The 18,434-nt window shown below is 53.6% G+C and carries 13 protein-coding genes and 1 riboswitch; of the genes, 3 read left to right on the top strand and 10 right to left on the bottom strand.

The genetic code is table 11. From position 1 onward, the window contains the following. Entirely contained in the window at window positions 1-2,289 is a 2,289-nt protein-coding gene (locus NAI64_RS04500; RefSeq protein ID WP_269298214.1) for a UvrD-helicase domain-containing protein, read from the bottom strand. 192 nt (window positions 2,290-2,481) lie between these two features. On the opposite strand from NAI64_RS04500, the gene cls reads away from it, so the two are divergent. Beyond that, window positions 2,482-3,945 (top strand): cardiolipin synthase, encoded by a 1,464-nt coding sequence (gene cls / locus NAI64_RS04495; RefSeq protein ID WP_269298212.1) that lies wholly within the window; start codon window positions 2,482-2,484, stop codon window positions 3,943-3,945. A gap of 57 nt (window positions 3,946-4,002) precedes the next feature. Here cls and thiE read toward each other — a convergent pair whose 3' ends face one another. The 5 genes from thiE to thiC form a co-directional block, all read right to left on the bottom strand. Beyond that, entirely contained in the window at window positions 4,003-4,614 is a 612-nt protein-coding gene (thiE, locus tag NAI64_RS04490) for a thiamine phosphate synthase (protein WP_269298210.1), read from the bottom strand. Between the two features lie 50 nt (window positions 4,615-4,664). Next, on the bottom strand, window positions 4,665-5,468 hold the full coding sequence (gene thiD, locus NAI64_RS04485) for a bifunctional hydroxymethylpyrimidine kinase/phosphomethylpyrimidine kinase (RefSeq protein WP_269298208.1): 804 nt from the start codon (window positions 5,466-5,468) through the stop codon (window positions 4,665-4,667). An 88-nt stretch (window positions 5,469-5,556) separates the two neighbouring features. Further along, complete coding sequence (locus NAI64_RS04480; RefSeq protein ID WP_269298207.1) at window positions 5,557-6,345, bottom strand: thiazole synthase; 789 nt, start codon at window positions 6,343-6,345, stop codon at window positions 5,557-5,559. A gap of 77 nt (window positions 6,346-6,422) precedes the next feature. After that, entirely contained in the window at window positions 6,423-6,623 is a 201-nt protein-coding gene (gene thiS, locus NAI64_RS04475) for a sulfur carrier protein ThiS (protein WP_269298205.1), read from the bottom strand. Window positions 6,624-6,637: 14 nt separating this feature from the next. Next, complete coding sequence (gene thiC / locus NAI64_RS04470; protein WP_269298203.1) at window positions 6,638-8,527, bottom strand: phosphomethylpyrimidine synthase ThiC; 1,890 nt, start codon at window positions 8,525-8,527, stop codon at window positions 6,638-6,640. Window positions 8,528-8,597: 70 nt separating this feature from the next. Then, window positions 8,598-8,694: riboswitch (TPP riboswitch) on the bottom strand. A 109-nt stretch (window positions 8,695-8,803) separates the two neighbouring features. On the opposite strand from thiC, the gene NAI64_RS04465 reads away from it, so the two are divergent. Next, the gene (locus NAI64_RS04465) at window positions 8,804-11,599 is read left to right on the top strand and encodes a valine--tRNA ligase (protein ID WP_269298201.1); all 2,796 of its coding nucleotides are present in this window, start codon (window positions 8,804-8,806) and stop codon (window positions 11,597-11,599) included. 115 nt (window positions 11,600-11,714) lie between these two features. Here NAI64_RS04465 and NAI64_RS04460 read toward each other — a convergent pair whose 3' ends face one another. The 3 genes from NAI64_RS04460 to secA are packed head-to-tail and all read right to left on the bottom strand — an operon-like array spanning window position 11,715 to window position 16,637. Further along, a complete protein-coding gene (locus NAI64_RS04460; RefSeq protein ID WP_269298183.1) occupies window positions 11,715-12,584 on the bottom strand; it encodes an ATP-binding protein in 870 nt (289 codons plus the stop codon). Then, window positions 12,584-13,822, bottom strand: coding sequence for a bifunctional glutamate N-acetyltransferase/amino-acid acetyltransferase ArgJ (argJ, locus tag NAI64_RS04455; protein ID WP_269298181.1), 1,239 nt, complete (start codon window positions 13,820-13,822; stop codon window positions 12,584-12,586). Before argJ ends, NAI64_RS04460 begins: the two co-directional genes overlap by 1 nt. A 52-nt stretch (window positions 13,823-13,874) precedes the next feature. Next, the gene (gene secA / locus NAI64_RS04450; RefSeq protein ID WP_269298180.1) at window positions 13,875-16,637 is read right to left on the bottom strand and encodes a preprotein translocase subunit SecA; all 2,763 of its coding nucleotides are present in this window, start codon (window positions 16,635-16,637) and stop codon (window positions 13,875-13,877) included. A 276-nt stretch (window positions 16,638-16,913) separates the two neighbouring features. Between secA and NAI64_RS04445 the strand changes: the two genes are divergently transcribed. Next, entirely contained in the window at window positions 16,914-17,372 is a 459-nt protein-coding gene (locus NAI64_RS04445; RefSeq protein ID WP_269298178.1) for a DUF721 domain-containing protein, read from the top strand. A gap of 24 nt (window positions 17,373-17,396) precedes the next feature. On the opposite strand, the gene lpxC is transcribed toward NAI64_RS04445, so the two are convergent. Continuing rightward, window positions 17,397-18,332: a UDP-3-O-acyl-N-acetylglucosamine deacetylase gene (lpxC, locus tag NAI64_RS04440; protein ID WP_269298176.1), complete on the bottom strand. Its 936-nt coding sequence runs from the start codon at window positions 18,330-18,332 to the stop codon at window positions 17,397-17,399. Between the last annotated feature and the right edge of the window lie 102 nt (window positions 18,333-18,434).

Here is an 18,434-nt window from a genome sequence, read left to right as displayed (position 1 = left end):
TCAGGACACGCGCTCCAGCTTTGCGATACTGAGGTCCAGCAATTTCATGCCATAACGGCCGAAATTGATATTGGCCCGAATGCTGGCGCCCTGTCCCTCAAGACTGACGATCACACCCTCCCCGAACTTCTTGTGTAAAACGGTTTGACCGATCCGCCACTGGCTGCTTCGCCCAAAGGAAGCCGTGGCTCCGTTCTCGGTAGCTCGTGTATCCGGACGGACAGGCGACGCTTCAGCACCACTCCGGTATCCGGCATACACCGATGTTTTTCCGGGCGTCAGCCATTTCAGCGACTCCTCCGGCAATTCACTCAAAAAACGCGACGATACGTTATAGCGCATATGTCCGTGCAGCATACGTGTCTGGGCACAGCTCATATACAGCCGTTTCCGTGCGCGTGTGATCGCTACATACATCAGACGCCGCTCCTCTTCGAGACCACCGTTTTCCGACAGACTGTTTTCATGCGGAAAAAGCCCTTCTTCCAGTCCGGTAATGAAAACCGCACCGAATTCCAGTCCTTTTGCTGAATGCACCGTCATCAGCTGCAATGCGTCTTCCCCCTCACCAGCCTGATTGTCGCCCGCTTCGAGCGATGCATGCGTCAGGAAAGCCGACAAAGGCGACATCGCAAGGGAAAGCAACTCATCCCCGTCCATCACCTGATCGGCCACAGGTGGCAAACGCGGCGCATTGCTGTCATTGTCCGGCAAATGCTCGATACGCAAGGCAGGTGCATCCAGCGAAAACCCTTCTTCCGACAAAAACACTGTGGCTGCCGATATCAGCTGTTCCAGATTTTCCACACGTTCGGCGCCTTCTTTTTCCGAACGATACTGCTGCATGATGCCGCTTTTTTCCAGCACGGTCTGTATCAGCTCCGGCAACGGCATATCGTTCACTTCCGCACGCATCTGCCCGAGGAGCTGTGCAAAGGCATTGAGCGCGGCGCCTCCCCTGCCCGTTACATACGGCAATGCGGCATACAGGGAACACCCTTGCGACTTCGCAATTTCCTGCAACTGCTCGATGGTACGGGTTCCGATACCCCGTGTCGGGAAATTGACCACTCGCAGAAAAGCCGTGTTATTGTCCGGATTGTCGATCAGCTGAAGATACGCCACGGCATTCCTGATTTCGGCACGCTCGAAAAACCGCAAGCCGCCATATACCCGATAGGGAATCCCAGCGCTGAACAAACCATGCTCGAGTACACGCGACTGGGCATTGGAGCGGTACAAAATGGCGATATCGCTTCGAGAAAACCCCTCGTCAAGCAGATGACCGACTTCATCCAGAATCCATTGCACCTCGTTCAGATCAGACGTCGCCTCGCATACACGGATCGGTTCACCGGCCCCTGCACTCGTATGCAGATTCTTGCCCAGACGGTGCGTATTGTGTGCGATCAGTGTATTGGCAGCATCCAGAATATGGGCATATGAGCGGTAATTCTGTTCCAGCCTGATCAGGTTCTTCACCTTGAAGTCATGCTGGAAAGAAAGCATATTCCCGACATTGGCACCACGGAACGCATAAATGCTCTGATCGTCATCGCCCACCGCAAAGATCGCCGTCCTGTCCCCCGAGAGCAGTTTCAGCCAGCGGTACTGAATATCGTTCGTATCCTGGAATTCATCCACCAGAATGTGCAGAAAACGCGACCGGTAATGTTCTCGCAACAGTTCGTTTCGTTCCAGCAACTCACAACTGCGCAAAAGCAATTCAGCGAAATCGACCACCCCTTCGCGCTGGCATTGCTGTTCATACAATTCATACAATGCGGCCCGTTGCCGGTCATAATCATCGTATGCATCGACATCGGCGGCACGCAAACCTTTTTCCTTCGCGGCATTGATGTAATGCATCAACTCGCGTGGCGGAAAATTTTCCTCATCAACCCCGTTCGCTTTCAAAAGCCGTCTGATCGCCGAAAGCTGGTCCTGCGTATCGAGAATGGAAAACATCTGGGGCAACGCCGCATCAAGGTAATGTCTGCGCAAAAACCGGTTGCACAACCCATGAAATGTGCCGATCCACATGTTTTTCGCATTGACATGCGCCATCGCGGAAAGACGCGCCATCATCTCGCGCGCTGCCTTGTTGGTAAACGTGACCGCCATGACACCGCCTGCGGAAACCTGCCCTGTTTTCAGCAACCATGCAATCCGTGTCGTCAGTACACGCGTTTTGCCGGATCCCGCTCCGGCCAATATCAGGGCCGACTGGGGCGGCAATGTCACGGCCGCAAGCTGTTCCGGATTGAGATTTTCCAATAGTTTGTCCATTTCGACATTATCCCGTAAATAACAGGCGTATGCTTGCCCAACACACCATTTTTCGCTGCATGCTCCGCCCGATACTGCGTAACGATGGCACAATATCGCCATTCTTTATCCAGATCGCCATTTGAAGCGTATGATACTGACTCCGTTTTTCCGGCAAGAACCGGTCAGGCGGTATGTTTACCGGTCTTCATCATGTTTCCATACAACGAACTGTTCAGTTTTTCATCAGGCACCTTCTTCATGAAGTGGCTCGGAGTTGCATGGCTTGTATACATCATTTGCCTGTCGCTCTGGATCATTCTGCAAAAACGTCCTCCCGTTTCAACGCTGAGCTGGATTCTCGCACTGGCATTCATCCCGTATGCCGGATTTCTGATTTACCATTTTCTCGGTCCGCAAAAACTCAAACGCCAGCAATTCAGACGATTGCCGTCCAAAACCGCACTGAAGGAATATTCTGATTACCTGCAATTGCGCAACCGTATTCTGGCGTCCGGCTCGCACTCCGGCGAACTGATGCAGCTGGCCAGCCTGATCCGGACGACGACCGGTTTCCCGTTGACGACCGCAAAATCACTGGATTTGCTGGTCGACGGAAAACAGACCTTCACCGCCATACTGGATGCCATTGCCAACGCCACCCATCATATCCATCTTGAATATTACATTTTCGATCCCGACAAAATCGGAACGACACTGCGTGATTTGCTGATCACCAAAGCCCAGGCTGGCGTGAAAGTCAGACTGCTCGTCGATGGTATCGGTTCTTCGCGATTGAAAAACAAATTCCTGTCTCCCATGCTGCAAGCCGGCGTGCAATTCGCCTTTTTCCACAAACCGCACATTTCGCAGTTGATAAAACCGCTTGTCAATCTGAGAACCCACCGGAAAATCGTGATCTGCGACGGACTGGTCGGTTTCACGGGCGGTCTGAATATCACTGACGACGAAGATGAACGTGTACAAGATTCCGCCTACCATGACACCCATTTGCAACTGACCGGCAATGCAGTTCACTGGCTGCAACTGATCTTTATGGAAGACTGGGTCTATGCCAGCGGCGAAAGAAACATTCCCGACCTCGCCGGTTATTTTCCCATCCAGTCATCCGGCCAGCATCCGGTCCAGATCATTCCTTCTGGCCCCGACAACGACTGGGAAATCATCCATCGTACCTATCTGGCCATGATCCAGAACGCCAGAAACCGGGTATGGCTGACCACACCCTATTTCGTTCCGACAGAAGCGACCCTGTTCGCATTGACATCGGCAGCCCTGCGCGGCATCGATGTCCGTCTGCTGGTTCCCGAAAAAAGCGATTCACGACTGGTCACTGCGGCGGCACGTTCCTATTTCGACGAACTCATGCATGCCGGTGTCAAGATATGGGAATACAAGGGACGCATGCTCCATTCAAAAACCATCGTCATCGACCAGCATTACAGCCTGATCGGAACCGCCAACTTCGATTCACGCAGTTTCCGGCTGAATTTCGAAGTCTGCGTGATGGCGTATGGCGATAAACTGGCCGGCATGCTGTCCAGGCAATTCGAATGCGACCTTATTTCATCGGAACGCGTCCTGCCAAAACGTACGACAGGCTGGATACAGAAACTGGCAGAAGCCATCGCACGTCTTTTCTCGCCGCTGCTATAAAAAAAACCCGGCTTTTGACAGCCGGGTGGAAATCATCGTTGAACACGTTTATCGTCGTTATCCAAACAGCGCGGCAAACTGGCCAGCGACCTTTTCCGGGTCTTCCTGGAAATAAACGCCACTGACTACCGCTACCATATCCGCCCCCAGATTGACCAGCGGCGTCGCATTATCCACATTCATGCCACCGATGACACAAACCGGCATCGATGGCATTTCCTTTTTCCAGTCCGACACGATATTCTGCGGTGTCGTCACCGGATATTTTTTCACGCGTGAAGGATAAAAACCGCCGAACGCAACATAGCTTGCACCATCCCGCGTCGCCTTGCGTGCCAGTTCGATATCACCGTAACAGGAGGCGCCGACGATCTTGCCGGGGCCAACGGCCGCACGAACCTTCTTCACAGGAGCATCCGTTCCACCGACATGAATGCCATCCGTATCCAGTTCCAGACAAAGATCGACATAATCATTGATAATAAACGGCTTGCCATAACGACGGCAGAGCACCTGCAATGCTTTGGCCTGTTCCTTGCGCAATTCCGGAGTCGCCGTCTTGTGTCGGTACTGCACGATTTCCGCACCGCCCTTCAAGGCTTTTTCCGTTACTTCGACCATCCTGGCCGTATCGTCCCAATCGGGAGTCACTATATAAAGACCTTTCATCGATTTCCCTATTTTTTGTCTTCCTGTATTCCGTTTGACCTGAAAAGCGGTCACTTTCCCTGATCCATACCGACACGGCCGGGTATTCGCTGCCCTTTCGCAATAGAAAACGCATTCGCCAATGTCTGCTGGCACCATATCTGTCCATGCAGTATCGCTTCTTCCATCGAACGACCTTGTGCCAGATAACCGGCGATCGCCGAAGCGAGCGTACAGCCCGTACCATGAAACTCGCCTTCAAGCCGTGGCCATTGCCACTGTTTCACACCGTCCGCGCCATACCAGTCATTGAATACCAGATGCTCATCATCGCCATGACCGCCTTTTACCAGCACATTGGCCGCTCCCTGTTTCATCAGATTCGCGGCTTGCTTGCCGATATCATCGGAGAGCGGATAAAGGCGGCGCGCTTCCGGCAGATTGGGGGTGACCAGCGTCGCGATCCCGATCAACGGAGAAAGCGCATATTCCGGCACACCGTCGGCCAGCGAAAAACCATGCCCGCTTCCCAGCACCGTATCGAGAACCACCGGAAGATCAGGCTGTTTCCGACGCAACGTCATGATGGCATCGCGAATCGCCAGCGCATTTTCGCGATTTCCGACAATCCCGATCTTGACTGCGGCGACCGGAATCTTCTCGATCAGCACCTGCGCCTGATGCGCCAGTATGGAGGCATCCACGGGATTGACGGCATAGACACGATCGTTGTCTTGCACCGTCAGCGCGGTAATGACCGGAAGCGCGTGTGCACCGACTGCACCGATCGCCTCGATATCTGCCATGACACCGGCACCGCCACTGGGATCCAGCCCGGAAAAAACCATTACGCAGGGTTTGGTTCTCGTATTCATGTCTTACATCCATTCAGGCACGGAAACGATCCATTCCAGTCATGCGATGCATACGCTATCGTACCGACAGCGTATGCATGCGTTCCGTTCAGGCTACACGACCCGCCATCGGAGAAGAAGGCGAAGCGGCGAACTTCCTCGGAATACGTCCCGCCAGGAAAGCTTCGCGTCCTGCTTCGACCGCCAGCTTCATGGCGCGCGCCATACGAATCGGATCCTGAGCACCTGCAATCGCCGTATTCATCAGAATACCGTCGCAACCCAGCTCCATGGCAATGGCTGCATCCGAAGCCGTACCCACGCCTGCATCCACGATGACCGGCACTTTCGACTGTTCGATGATCAGCGACAGGTTCCACGGATTGAGAATCCCCATGCCGGAACCGATCAGTGATGCCAGAGGCATGATCGCGGCACAACCGATATCTTCCAGCATCTTGGCCTGCACCGGATCATCACTGCAATAGACCATGACATCAAAACCGTCTTTCACGAGAATTTCGGCGGCTTTCAGCGTTTCCGGCATATTCGGGAACAGGGTTTTTTCATTGCCCAGCACCTCGAGTTTGACCAGCTTGTGACCGTTCAACAATTCACGTGCCAGCTGAAGGGTATAAACAGCATCTTCCGCGTTATAACATCCGGCCGTATTCGGCAAAATGGTGTACTTCGTCGGCGGAACGACATCCAGCAGACTCGGTGCATTCGGGTCCTGTCCGATATTGACACGCCGAATGGCTACCGTAATGATTTCAGCACCACTGGCCTCCGTCGCTTCACGGGTCTGCTCCAGATCGCGGTATTTGCCGCTACCGACCAGCAAACGTGAACGATACGTCTTTCCTGCAATCGTCAGACCCTGTTCCTGCTTGTTCATTGTTTTTCCTTTTCTCCGGTTTCAACAATCCGGCAGGGTTCGCCCGAACCCTGCTATCCCTTTTCAGCGCAATACCATCAGCCGCCGCCGATCGCACGCACCAGTTCCACCCGATCACCGGGCTGCAGAACGACTTCCGGCCATTTCGCACGCGTGATCACCTTCCTGTTGACCGCGATGGCCAAGGCGCGATCCGGCAACTGCAACGTACCGACCAGGCCCTGCAACGTCGTCCCGTCCTCGACCAGGCGGGGTTCTCCATTCAAACTGATTTCCATAGGCACCGTCCGAATCAGCTGTCTGCACCGTTCTTGACGAAAGTGACGGGCTGTTCACCGGCCGTTCCGTCAATCGCAATACCTTCACGAGCCGCGTACTCCCGAACTTCCTGCGAAATCTTCATGGAGCAGAATTTCGGACCGCACATGGAACAGAAATGAGCGACCTTGGCCGAATCTTTCGGCAAGGTTTCGTCGTGATAGGCACGTGCCCGATCAGGGTCCAGACCGATATTGAACTGGTCTTCCCAGCGGAATTCGAAACGGGCCTTGGACATGGCATTGTCGCGGATCTGTGCGCCCGGATGTCCCTTGGCCAGATCGGCAGCATGGGCTGCCAGCTTGTACACGATAATACCTTCTTTCACATCGTTCTTGTCCGGCAAGCCCAGATGTTCTTTCGGCGTGACGTAACACAGCATCGACGTTCCATACCAGCCGATCATGGCGGCACCCATCGCCGACGTGATATGGTCATATCCCGGCGCGATATCGGTTACCAACGGCCCAAGGGTATAGAAAGGCGCTTCATGGCACTGTTCCAGCTCGACATCCATATTCCGCTTGATCATATGCATCGGAACATGTCCCGGTCCTTCGATCAGCACCTGTACGCCGTGCTTCCATGCCACTTCGGTCAGTTCGCCGAGCACTTTCAGTTCACCCAGCTGTGCATCGTCATTGGCATCATAAATCGAACCCGGACGCAACCCGTCACCCAGCGATACCGCAACGTCATACTGTGCCAGAATTTCGCAAATTTCATCGAAATGGGTATACAGGAAGTTTTCCGTATTGTGCGTCATGCACCATTTGGCGATGATGGAACCGCCACGGGATACGATACCCGTCATGCGTTCGGCCGTCATCGGGATATGGCGCAACAACAATCCCGCATGAATCGTGAAGTAATCGACACCCTGCTCGGCCTGCTCGATCAGGGTATCGCGATATACTTCCCAGGTCAGGTTTTCAGCGATACCGTCGACTTTTTCCAGCGCCTGGTACATCGGCACCGTACCGATCGGCACCGGTGAATTGCGGACAATCCATTCGCGTGTTTCATGGATATGCTTGCCGGTGGAAAGGTCCATGACGTTGTCGCCGCCCCAACGGATCGCCCATGTCATTTTTTCGACTTCTTCCGCAATACCCGACGTAATGGCCGAATTGCCGATATTGGCATTGATCTTGACCAGGAAATTGCGTCCGATGATCATCGGTTCGACTTCCGGGTGGTTGATGTTGGCAGGAATAATCGCCCTGCCGCGTGCGATTTCGTCACGTACGAATTCCGGCGTGATTTCTTCGGGAATGCTGGCGCCGAAGGCCTGTCCCGGATGCTGGCGCATCATCATTTTCGCCATCTTCTCGCCGGTCGGACCGGACGCTTTCAGGCTTTCCAGATATTCCTTTCTGCGCATGTTTTCGCGGATGGCGACGAATTCCATTTCAGGTGTGATGATGCCGCGACGTGCATATTCCATCTGGGTGATTTTCGCGCCCTTTTTGGCACGACGGGGTTTGCGGGTCAGATTGAAACGCAATTCGTCCAGACTTTTGTCGTTCAGGCGTGCACGGCCGTATTCGGAAGTCGGACCATCCAGTTCTTCCGTATCGTCACGTTCCAGAATCCAGTTCGCACGAATGGCCGGCAAACCGGAACGGATATCGATTTTCGCATCCGGATCGGTATAGGGGCCCGACGTATCGTAAACGTAAATCGGCGGATTTTTTTCATTGCCGAACAGGATCGAGGTGTCGGACAACGTGATTTCACGCATCGGGACACGAATATCAGGACGCGAACCCTGAACATAGACTTTTCGTGAATTCGGAAATGGCTGGACAGCTGCCTCATCGACCTTGGCGGTCGCGGACAGGAATTTTGGATTGGCGTTCATTTATCGGTTCCTCAAGCATTTACTTCATAAATCCAGCTCAAGGAACCTCAAGACAGTTCTGCGGCTATCGCATGCATTCTTTTCGCTTCCCTTCGCTGGCATTACCCAGATCAGGTTCAGAGGGTGTATCTCGCCCGGCCAATCGGCCAGAACCCCTAGCTTTCTGATGAAATTTACTACATTCGGGCCATTATAACGTCATCTTTCGAGTTCGTCCCCGTTATCGTCCATTATAATAGACGCTTTATTGGATTTTAGCAAAACTGACATCAGATCATGGAATTAGCCAAGTCTTTCGACCCAGCCGAAACTGAAAAACACTGGCGCGAAGAATGGGAAAAACGTGGATATTTCCGCGCTTCGCTCGACGAAAACAAACCCTCTTTCGCCATCCAGCTCCCGCCGCCCAATGTCACAGGCACCCTGCACATGGGACATGCTTTCAACCAGACCATCATGGACGGGCTGGTACGTTACCACCGCATGCGCGGGTTCAATACGGCCTGGATTCCCGGAACCGACCATGCAGGTATCGCCACCCAGATCGTCGTCGAACGCCAGCTTGATGCGCAGAAAATATCCCGGCACGATCTCGGCCGCGAAAAATTTCTGGAAAAAGTCTGGGAATGGAAAGAAAAATCCGGTTCGACCATCACGGGCCAGATGCGACGCATGGGTACCTCTCCGGACTGGGATCGCGAATACTTCACCATGGACGCGACCCGTTCGAAAACGGTCACCGAAGTTTTCGTCCGTCTGTATGAAGAAGGCCTGATCTACCGCGGCAAACGACTGGTCAACTGGGACCCTGTTTTGGGTACCGCCGTATCCGACCTGGAAGTCATTTCGGAAGAAGAAAACGGTTCGATGTGGCATATCCGCTACCCGTTCGCCGATGGTACAGGTTCACTGACAGTCGCCACCACACGACCGGAAACCATGCTCGGCGACGTGGCCGTTGCCGTCAATCCGCAAGATGAACGCTATGCGGCTCTTATCGGCAAAATGCTGCGTCTGCCACTGACCGACCGTCTGATTCCGGTCATCGCCGATGATTATGTCGATCGTGAATTCGGAACCGGTTGCGTCAAGATCACACCCGCACACGACTTCAATGACTATGCAGTCGGCAGCCGTCACCGTCTGGAACCGATCAATATTTTCACGCTCGACGCAAAAATCAATGACAACGCACCGGAAAAATACCGTGGCATGGACCGTTTCGTTGCCCGCAAAGCGATTGTCGCAGACCTTCAGGAACAAGGACTGCTCGAATCCATCCAGCCGCACAAGCTGATGGTACCGCGCGGCGACAGAACCGGCGTCGTGATCGAACCGATGCTCACCGACCAATGGTTCGTCGCCATGAGCAAACCGGCGCCGGAAAATACATTCTTCCCCGGCAAGTCACTGGCCGAAGTGGCGCTCGAAAAAGTCGCCAACGGTGAAATCCGTTTCATGCCGGAAAACTGGACCAATACCTACAACCAGTGGCTGAACAACATTCAGGACTGGTGTATTTCCCGGCAACTCTGGTGGGGCCACCAGATTCCGGCATGGTACGACGAGGACGGCAATATCTATGTCGCCCGTACGGAGGACGAGGCACGTGCCAAGGCCGGTGGCAAACCCATCCACCGCGACCCTGACGTACTCGACACCTGGTTCTCGTCGGCGCTCGTTCCTTTCTCGACCGTCGGCTGGCCTGAAAACACACCGGAATACCGGATGTTCCTGCCATCGTCCGTACTGGTCACCGGTTTCGATATCATTTTCTTCTGGGTCGCCAGAATGGTGATGATGACCCTGCACTTCACCGGCAAGGTTCCCTTCAGAACCGTCTATGTGCATGGTCTGGTCCGCGATGCCAACGGCCAGAAAATGTCCAAATCAAAAGGCAACACCCTGAACCCGATCGACCTGATCGACGGCATCGACGTGGATTCGCTCGTCAAACAGCGCACGTTCGGACTGATGAATCCGAAACAGGCCGACTCCATCGCCAAGGCGACCCGCAAGGAATTCGGGAAAGGCATTCCGGCCTTCGGTACCGACGCCCTCCGCTTCACCATGGCCAGCTATGCTTCGCTGGGCAGAAACATCAATTTCGATCTGAACCGTTGCGAAGGTTACCGCAATTTCTGCAACAAACTCTGGAACGCCACCCGTTTCGTCCTGATGAACACGGAAGGCTCGGATTGCGGATTTTCCGGCGGCGACATGAACTTCTCGCTGGCCGATCGCTGGATCGAATCCGAATTCCAGCGCGCTGCCGCCGAAGTGGAAAAAGGCTTTGCCGAATACCGTTTCGACAATATCGCCTCGGCCATTTACCGGTTTGTCTGGGACGAATATTGCGACTGGTATGTCGAAATGGCCAAAGTCCAGATTCAGGAAGGCGATGCCGCACAACAGCGTGCGACACGCCATACCCTTTTGTCCATTCTGGAAAAGACCTTGCGACTTGCTCATCCGGTCATCCCGTTCATTACCGAAGAGCTCTGGCAAAAAGTCGCACCGCTGGCAGGAATCGCCGTATCCGACGGCGATACCCTGATGTTGCAATCCTATCCTGTACCCGATACCGCGAAAATGGATGAAACAGCCGACCGGTGGATGGCGCAATGCAAGGCACTGGTCGATGCCTGTCGCAATCTGCGTGGCGAAATGCAACTGTCTCCCGCAAAACGGGTTCCACTTTTCATGGAATCAGCCAAACAGCATGCTGGCGAACTGGGCGCTTTCATCCCGCATCTGAAAGCGCTGGGCAAACTGTCGGAAGTTTCGATCGAAGACACATTGCCGAAATCACCTGCACCGGTATCCATCGTCGGTGACGTCCGCCTCATGCTGAAAGTCGAAATCGACGTGGCGGCGGAACGTGAACGACTCTCGAAAGAAATCGCCAAGGTCGAAAACGATATCGCCAAAATCAACGCCAAACTGTCCAATGAAAATTTCGTTGCGAAGGCACCTGAAAAGGTCGTTGCGACAGAACGCGAACGGCTTGCCGGTTTCTCGTCCGTTCTGGACAAACTCAAAGACCAGTTATCCAAACTGGATTCGCTTTGATCCGCACGACAAAAAACCCCTTGTCCCACAAAAGACAAGGGGTTTTTTGGTGATAGGAACCCGTTTTCAATCGAAGGCAAACGTTTCTGCCGTTTGCGAATTTCAACGATCCTTCCTACAACACCCGTCCGGCATAATCACGCGCGAACTGCCATGCCGTCCGCCCGGAACGCGAACCGCGATGCAGCGCCCATTGCAAAGCTTCCGGTTCGGCCTGCACGATCTGTTGTTCCGAACAACCGAAAGCACGCAACCAGTGCGCGGTGATGAACAGATATTCATCCTGACTGTACGGATAAAACGACAACCAGAGGCCGAACCGGTCGGAAAACGAGATTTTTTCCTCGACTGTTTCACTCGGATGCAAATCACCATCGTCATTGCGGCTGTACCCGTCATTGTCGGACATTTTTTCCGGCAGCAAATGCCGTCTGTTCGATGTAGCATAAATCAGGATATTGTCAGGCTGCGCCGCCACACTGCCATCGAGCGCCACTTTCAAAGCCTTGTAACTGCTGTCGCCTTCGTCGAACGACAAATCGTCGCAATACAGAATGAAATGCTCCGGACGTGACGCGATCAGATCGGAAATTTCATCCAGATCAATCAAATCGTTCTTGTCCACCTCGATCAGCCTCAGCCCCTGTTCCGAAAATTCATTCAGACATGCCTTGACCAGCGAAGATTTGCCCGTTCCTCTTGCGCCGGTCAACAAGACATTGTTGGCCGGTTTCCCTTGCAGGAACTGGCGGGTATTCTGTTCCAGCAATGCTTTCTGGCGTTCGACGAAAAACAGGTCGGGCAATGAAATGGGCGAAATATGGGCGATCGGCGTCAGCATGCCACGACCGTTCTTGCGACGCCAGCGGAAAGCGGCTGTCGGAGATTGCCAGTCGATCGCTGTCGTTCCTTGTGCGGGCAACAACTGCTCAATACGTGCCAGAAGCGATTCCGCACGTGTCAGAAATTGTTCGAGTGATGTCATCAGGATCGGTAATCGGCGTTGATGGAAACATAATCATGCGACAAATCGCACGTCCAGACGGTCGCGGAAGCATTGCCTCTTGCCAGCGTGATCCTGACCAGAATCTCTTTCTGCTTCATGACACGCTGCCCGTCTTCTTCCAGATAATCCGGATTTCTTCCACCGTTTCTGGCGACCCAGACATCATCCAGATACAGATTCAGCTTGCCGACATCCAGATCCTCAACACCGGCATAGCCGATAGCCGCGAGAATTCTGCCCAGATTCGGATCGGATGCGAAAAAGGCGGTTTTGACCAGTGGTGAATGGGCGACGGAATAAGCAATTTGCCGGCATTCTTCTTCCGTCTTGCCTTCCTCGACGGTAATCGTGATGAACTTGGAAGCGCCTTCGCCGTCACGGATGATCTTCTGCGACAATTCCTGCGCCAGATCGGTCACGGCTTCCAGCAGCGCGCCATAGGCAGCGGAATGCGTATCCGTAATACCGACATCCACCTGAGCTGTCGCCATCAGAATCAGCGAGTCGTTCGTCGAAGTATCGCCATCGACTGTAATGCAGTTGAACGACTTGTCAACCGCCGATTTGAGCATGGCTTCCAGAACATCCTGCGGAACGGCTGCATCGGTCGCCATAAATCCAAGCATCGTCGCCATATTCGGATGAATCATGCCGGCCCCCTTGCAAATACCGGTCAGTGTCACCCTCTTGCCGCCGATTTCGACGACACGAGACGCTGCTTTCGGAATCGTATCTGTCGTCATGATCGCTTCGGCGGCATTGAGCCAGTTATCCGATTTCAGGTCTTTCACTGCGGCAGGCAAACCTGCCAGAATCCGGTCCACGGGCAATGGCTCGAGAATGACACCGGTCGAAAACGGCAATACCTGTTCGGCATCGCACCCCATCAGTTCCGCCAGAGCGGCACTGGTTTGCAATGCATCGCGATAACCGGTTTCACCGGTACCGGCATTGGCATTACCCGTATTGACCATCAACGCACGGATTTTCTTGCCGGTTTTCCGCACGTTTTCCAGATTGGACTGGCAAATCCGGACAGGCGCGGCACAAAAACGGTTCTTGGTAAATACACCGGCCACCGTCGCCGAGTCGCACAACCGCATGACCAGCAGATCCTTGCGGTTTTCTTTCTTGATATTGGCACAGGTATAACCCAGTTCCAGTCCGGCAACAGGTTTCAGTTCCGAGGCGACCGGAACAGACAGATTGACAGCCATATTATCCTACCCACTTCAGGTTAACGATCCACTTTTCTTTCGCATGTTCCGTCTAGTCCAGACGGCCATGACAATGTTTGTATTTCTTGCCGCTACCGCACGGACAAGGCTCGTTACGGCCCACCTTGGGCACCGCATTGACCACTGTTTTCGGTGCCGCCGTATTGCCCGCACCGCTTTCATCATTCTCTTCGGAAGCCATGCCACCATCCGGTTCAGGACGATGATAATCCATATCCGTTACTTGCGATTCGGCCTGCTGCGCAGCGGCCATTTCCACTTCCTCACGAGTACGAATCCGCACCAGCACCAGCACCCTCGTCACGTCATTGCGGATCATGTCCAGCATCTGGCTGAACAACTGGAAAGCTTCACGCTTGTATTCCTGCTTCGGATTCTTCTGTGCGTAGCCACGCAAATGGATGCCCTGACGCAGATAATCCAGTGCCGCCAGATGTTCACGCCAGTAGGTATCCATGCTTTGCAACACGACACTGCGCTCGTATTCGGTAAACGCTTCCTTGCCGACCAGATCGATTTTCGCCTGATACATCGCATCGACCGTTTCGAGAATATGCGCCAGCATATCTTCGTCTGTGAGCGTCTTCGATTCTTCCAGCATCTGTTTCAGCGGAATATCCAGCTTCCACTGATTCTGCAATTCCTTTTCAAGTCCGTCGATATCCCATTGTTCCTCGACCGACTCTTCCGGAACATACGCCCTGAACAGATCGGTAAACGTACCATGACGCAACGACGTAATCAGTTCGGTCAAATCCTTCTGCTCCAGCAATTCGTTACGTTGCTGGTAAATCACCTTGCGCTGGTCGTTGGCGACATCGTCATATTCCAGAAGCTGTTTGCGCATATCGAAGTTGCGGCCCTCGACCTTGCGTTGCGCCGATTCGATGGAACGGGTCACGATACCGGATTCGATCGGTTCGCCTTCCGGCATTTTCAGACGTTCCATGATCGATCGCATCTTGTCGCCCGCGAAAATACGCAACAGCGGATCATCCAGCGACAAATAAAAGCGTGAAGAACCCGGATCGCCCTGACGTGCGGCACGACCACGCAACTGGTTATCGACACGACGGGATTCATGCCGTTCGGTACCGATAATATGCAAGCCGCCCTGTGCCACCACGAAGTCATGCAATGACTGCCATTCATTGCGCAATTTCGTGATCTGCGCCGTTTTCTGTTCTTCCGGCAATGATTCATCCGCCTCGATGAACTCGATCTGTTTCTCGACATTGCCACCCAGAACGATATCGGTACCGCGACCTGCCATATTGGTAGCGATGGTGATCATCTTCGGACGCCCGGCCTGCGCCACGATTTCCGCTTCACGTGCATGCTGCTTGGCGTTCAGGACATTGTGCGGCAAACCGGCCTTGGTCAGAATACCCGAGAGCAATTCCGAATTTTCGATGGAAGTCGTACCGACAAGCACCGGCTGGCCACGTTCATAACACTCCTTGATATCCTTGAGCATGGCGGCATATTTTTCGTTGGCCGTCTTGTACACCTGATCCTGCCTGTCCTGCCGCTGGTTCGGTTTGTTCGGTGGAATGACGACCGTTTCCAGGCCATAAATTTCCTGGAATTCGTAAGCTTCCGTATCTGCGGTACCTGTCATGCCGGACAGTTTTTCGTACATGCGGAAGTAGTTCTGGAAAGTAATCGACGCCAGCGTCTGGTTTTCATTCTGGATCTTGACGCCTTCCTTGGCTTCGACAGCCTGATGCAGACCATCCGACCAGCGGCGGCCTTCCATCAGCCGGCCAGTGAACTCGTCCACGATAATGACTTGTCCATCCTGCACCACGTAATGCTGATCGCGATGGAACAGGACATTGGCCCGCAATGCGGCATACAGATGATGCACCAGAATGATGTTGCCCGCGTCATAAAGCGATGCGCCTTCCGGCAACAGTCCCATGCTGGTCAGGATTTTTTCGGCTTTTTCGTACCCGGCATCCGTCAGATAAACCTGATTGGTTTTCTCATCCTTGGTATAGTCGCCGGGAACCTCGATCTTGCCTTTGCCGTCCCGCGTTTCCTCACCGATCTGCAGGGTCAGCATCTTCGGAATGGCATTGAGCTTGTAATACAGGTCGTTATTGTTTTCCGACTGGCCTGAAATGATCAGCGGTGTTCTGGCTTCGTCGATCAGAATGGAGTCCACTTCGTCCACGATGGCATATACCAGACCACGCTGCACACGATCCGCCACATCGTAAACCATATTGTCACGCAGATAATCGAAGCCGAATTCGTTATTGGTACCGTAGGTAATATCCGCAGCATAGGCAGCCTGCTTGGCGGCATGATCCATCGTCGCCAGATTGACCCCTGTGCTCAAACCCAGCCATCCATAAAGACGGGACATCCATTCCGCGTCACGTTGTGCCAGATAATCATTGACCGTCACGACATGCACGCCCTTGCCGGTCAGACCGTTCAGATAGGCCGGCAGCGTCGCGACCAGTGTCTTACCCTCACCGGTCGCCATTTCGGCGATCTTGCCGTAATGCAGCGCCATACCGCCGATCAGCTGCACATCATATGGCCGCATCCTGAGTACACGCTTGCTGGCCTCGCGGCAAACCGCAAATGCCTCCGGCAAAATGCTGTCGAGAGACTCGCCGCCTGCAAGGCGTTCCTTGAACTCCGGGGTTTTCGCTTTCAGTTCGGCATCGGTCATTTTTTCCAGAACCGGCTCGAACGCATTGATTTTGGCTACGGTTTTACCGTATTGCTTCAGCAGCCGCGAATTGCGGCTGCCAAAAAGAGTCGTCAATATGGACATGTTACATTCTTGAAATTAGGCAGTATCATCGACTGCATTGGCATAGGCCCTGATAATATATCAGCGCACACTTGGTTACGGCACATTTTAGCACGCCATTTTCCGTCAATCGCGGAACTTGCGTATCTTGGCCCCGTTTTGGACAAAGCCTGTCCGGATTGGCCGTCGCCGTCATTCACACTGTTGTTTTGCCATGCCTATTCAGGCTGCACGGTCTGTACGATCCGTTATACTGGCAACTGAAATACGTCGTACAGCCCCTTTCGATCAGACCGCATGAAAACAAAAAAACAGCCTGCGACTGCAATGGACTATCTCGGTTCGCACGGCAAAATAGCATCATTGATGCAAACGGCACAGGAACTTTCCGCCATACAGAAAGACTGTGCACGCATCCTTCCTGCTTTCTTTTACGGATGCCAGGTCATGCGGCTGGAAAACGGTACATTGCATATCGGAGTGCCCAATCAGGCTATCGCCGCCAGATTGCGGCAACAGATACCCGTACTGAAAAACGGACTCGGCGCAAAAAATTGGCCAGTCAGCGCCATCCGCCTGAAAATCCTGTTGCCTCACCACACGCCTGCCGCTCCGCAATCTTTCCGGAAGAACGACATGCCGGAAACAGCCTATTCTTCTTTTCTTGAACTGTATGGCAAACTGGAAGCCGACGGCGACCGCTCGCCGCTGTACCAGTCGTTAAGACAACTGCTTGAACGTCACCGCCCGGCATAGCGTGAAATACCTGCCGCCATTCCCTCAGGCGGGCATCCACTCCAGTGTCGACTGTTCGAACAATGAATTCGGCGCTTCTTCCTGTGTGGTAAAAGTCACGATCTCATAGGCATCGGGTTGTGCCAGCAAAGCGCGTATCAGCTGGTTGTTCAGTGCATGTCCCGATTTGTGCGCCGTATAGGAAGCCAGCAGCGGATAACCGATGTTGTACAAATCGCCGATGGCATCGAGAATCTTGTGCCTTACGAATTCATCATCGTAACGGAGCGCCTGTGCATTCAGAATCCGGTATTCATCCATAACGATCGCGTTCTCGAGCGATCCGCCTCTGGCCAACCCCATTCCGCGCAACGTTTCGACATCCCTGACGAAACCGAATGTACGGGCACGCGAGACATCGCGCACATAGGAAACGCGACTGAGATCCACCACAGCATGCTGGTGTGTCGAATCGATGGCAGGGTGATTGAATTCAATGAAAAAATCCAGCTTGAAACCGTTATAAGGTTCGAGCCGCGCCCATTTCAGGGCAGCGCCTTCTCCTTCCCGGATTTCCACTTTTTTCTTGACACGGATATATTTTTTGGGTGCTTCCTGTTCCTGCAATCCTGCCTGTTGCAGCAAAAAAACGAACGAAGAGGCAGAACCGTCCATGATGGGAATTTCTTCCGCATTCACTTCGACATGCAAATTGTCGATACCCAGTCCCGCGCACGCCGACATCAGGTGTTCGATCGTGGAAATACGTACCCCGTCTTTCACCAGCGTGGAGGCCAGCATGGTTTCGCCGATCGCCTGCGCACTGACCGGAATCGACACTTCAGGATTCAGGTCGGTACGATGGAATACGATACCCGTATCCGGTGCTGCGGGGCGCAACACCAGTTCGACCTTGTATCCCGAATGCAGTCCGATTCCGACGGTACGAGTCGGACGTTGAATGGTACGTTGTTTCAGCATGATTTACACTACCTGCTTGTCAATGGTCGTCTGCCAGTCCGGATTATTGTAACCCGACATGAAAATTCGTGTCGGCACAGGAAAATTTATACATCCTGTTGC

Origin of the sequence: Oxalobacter paeniformigenes, from assembly GCF_027158465.1 — a bacterium.
Lineage (GTDB): Bacteria > Pseudomonadota > Gammaproteobacteria > Burkholderiales > Burkholderiaceae_D > Oxalobacter > Oxalobacter paeniformigenes.
Note: the sequence above shows the minus strand (reverse complement) of the source record. Positions and strands in the feature narration are given on the sequence as shown.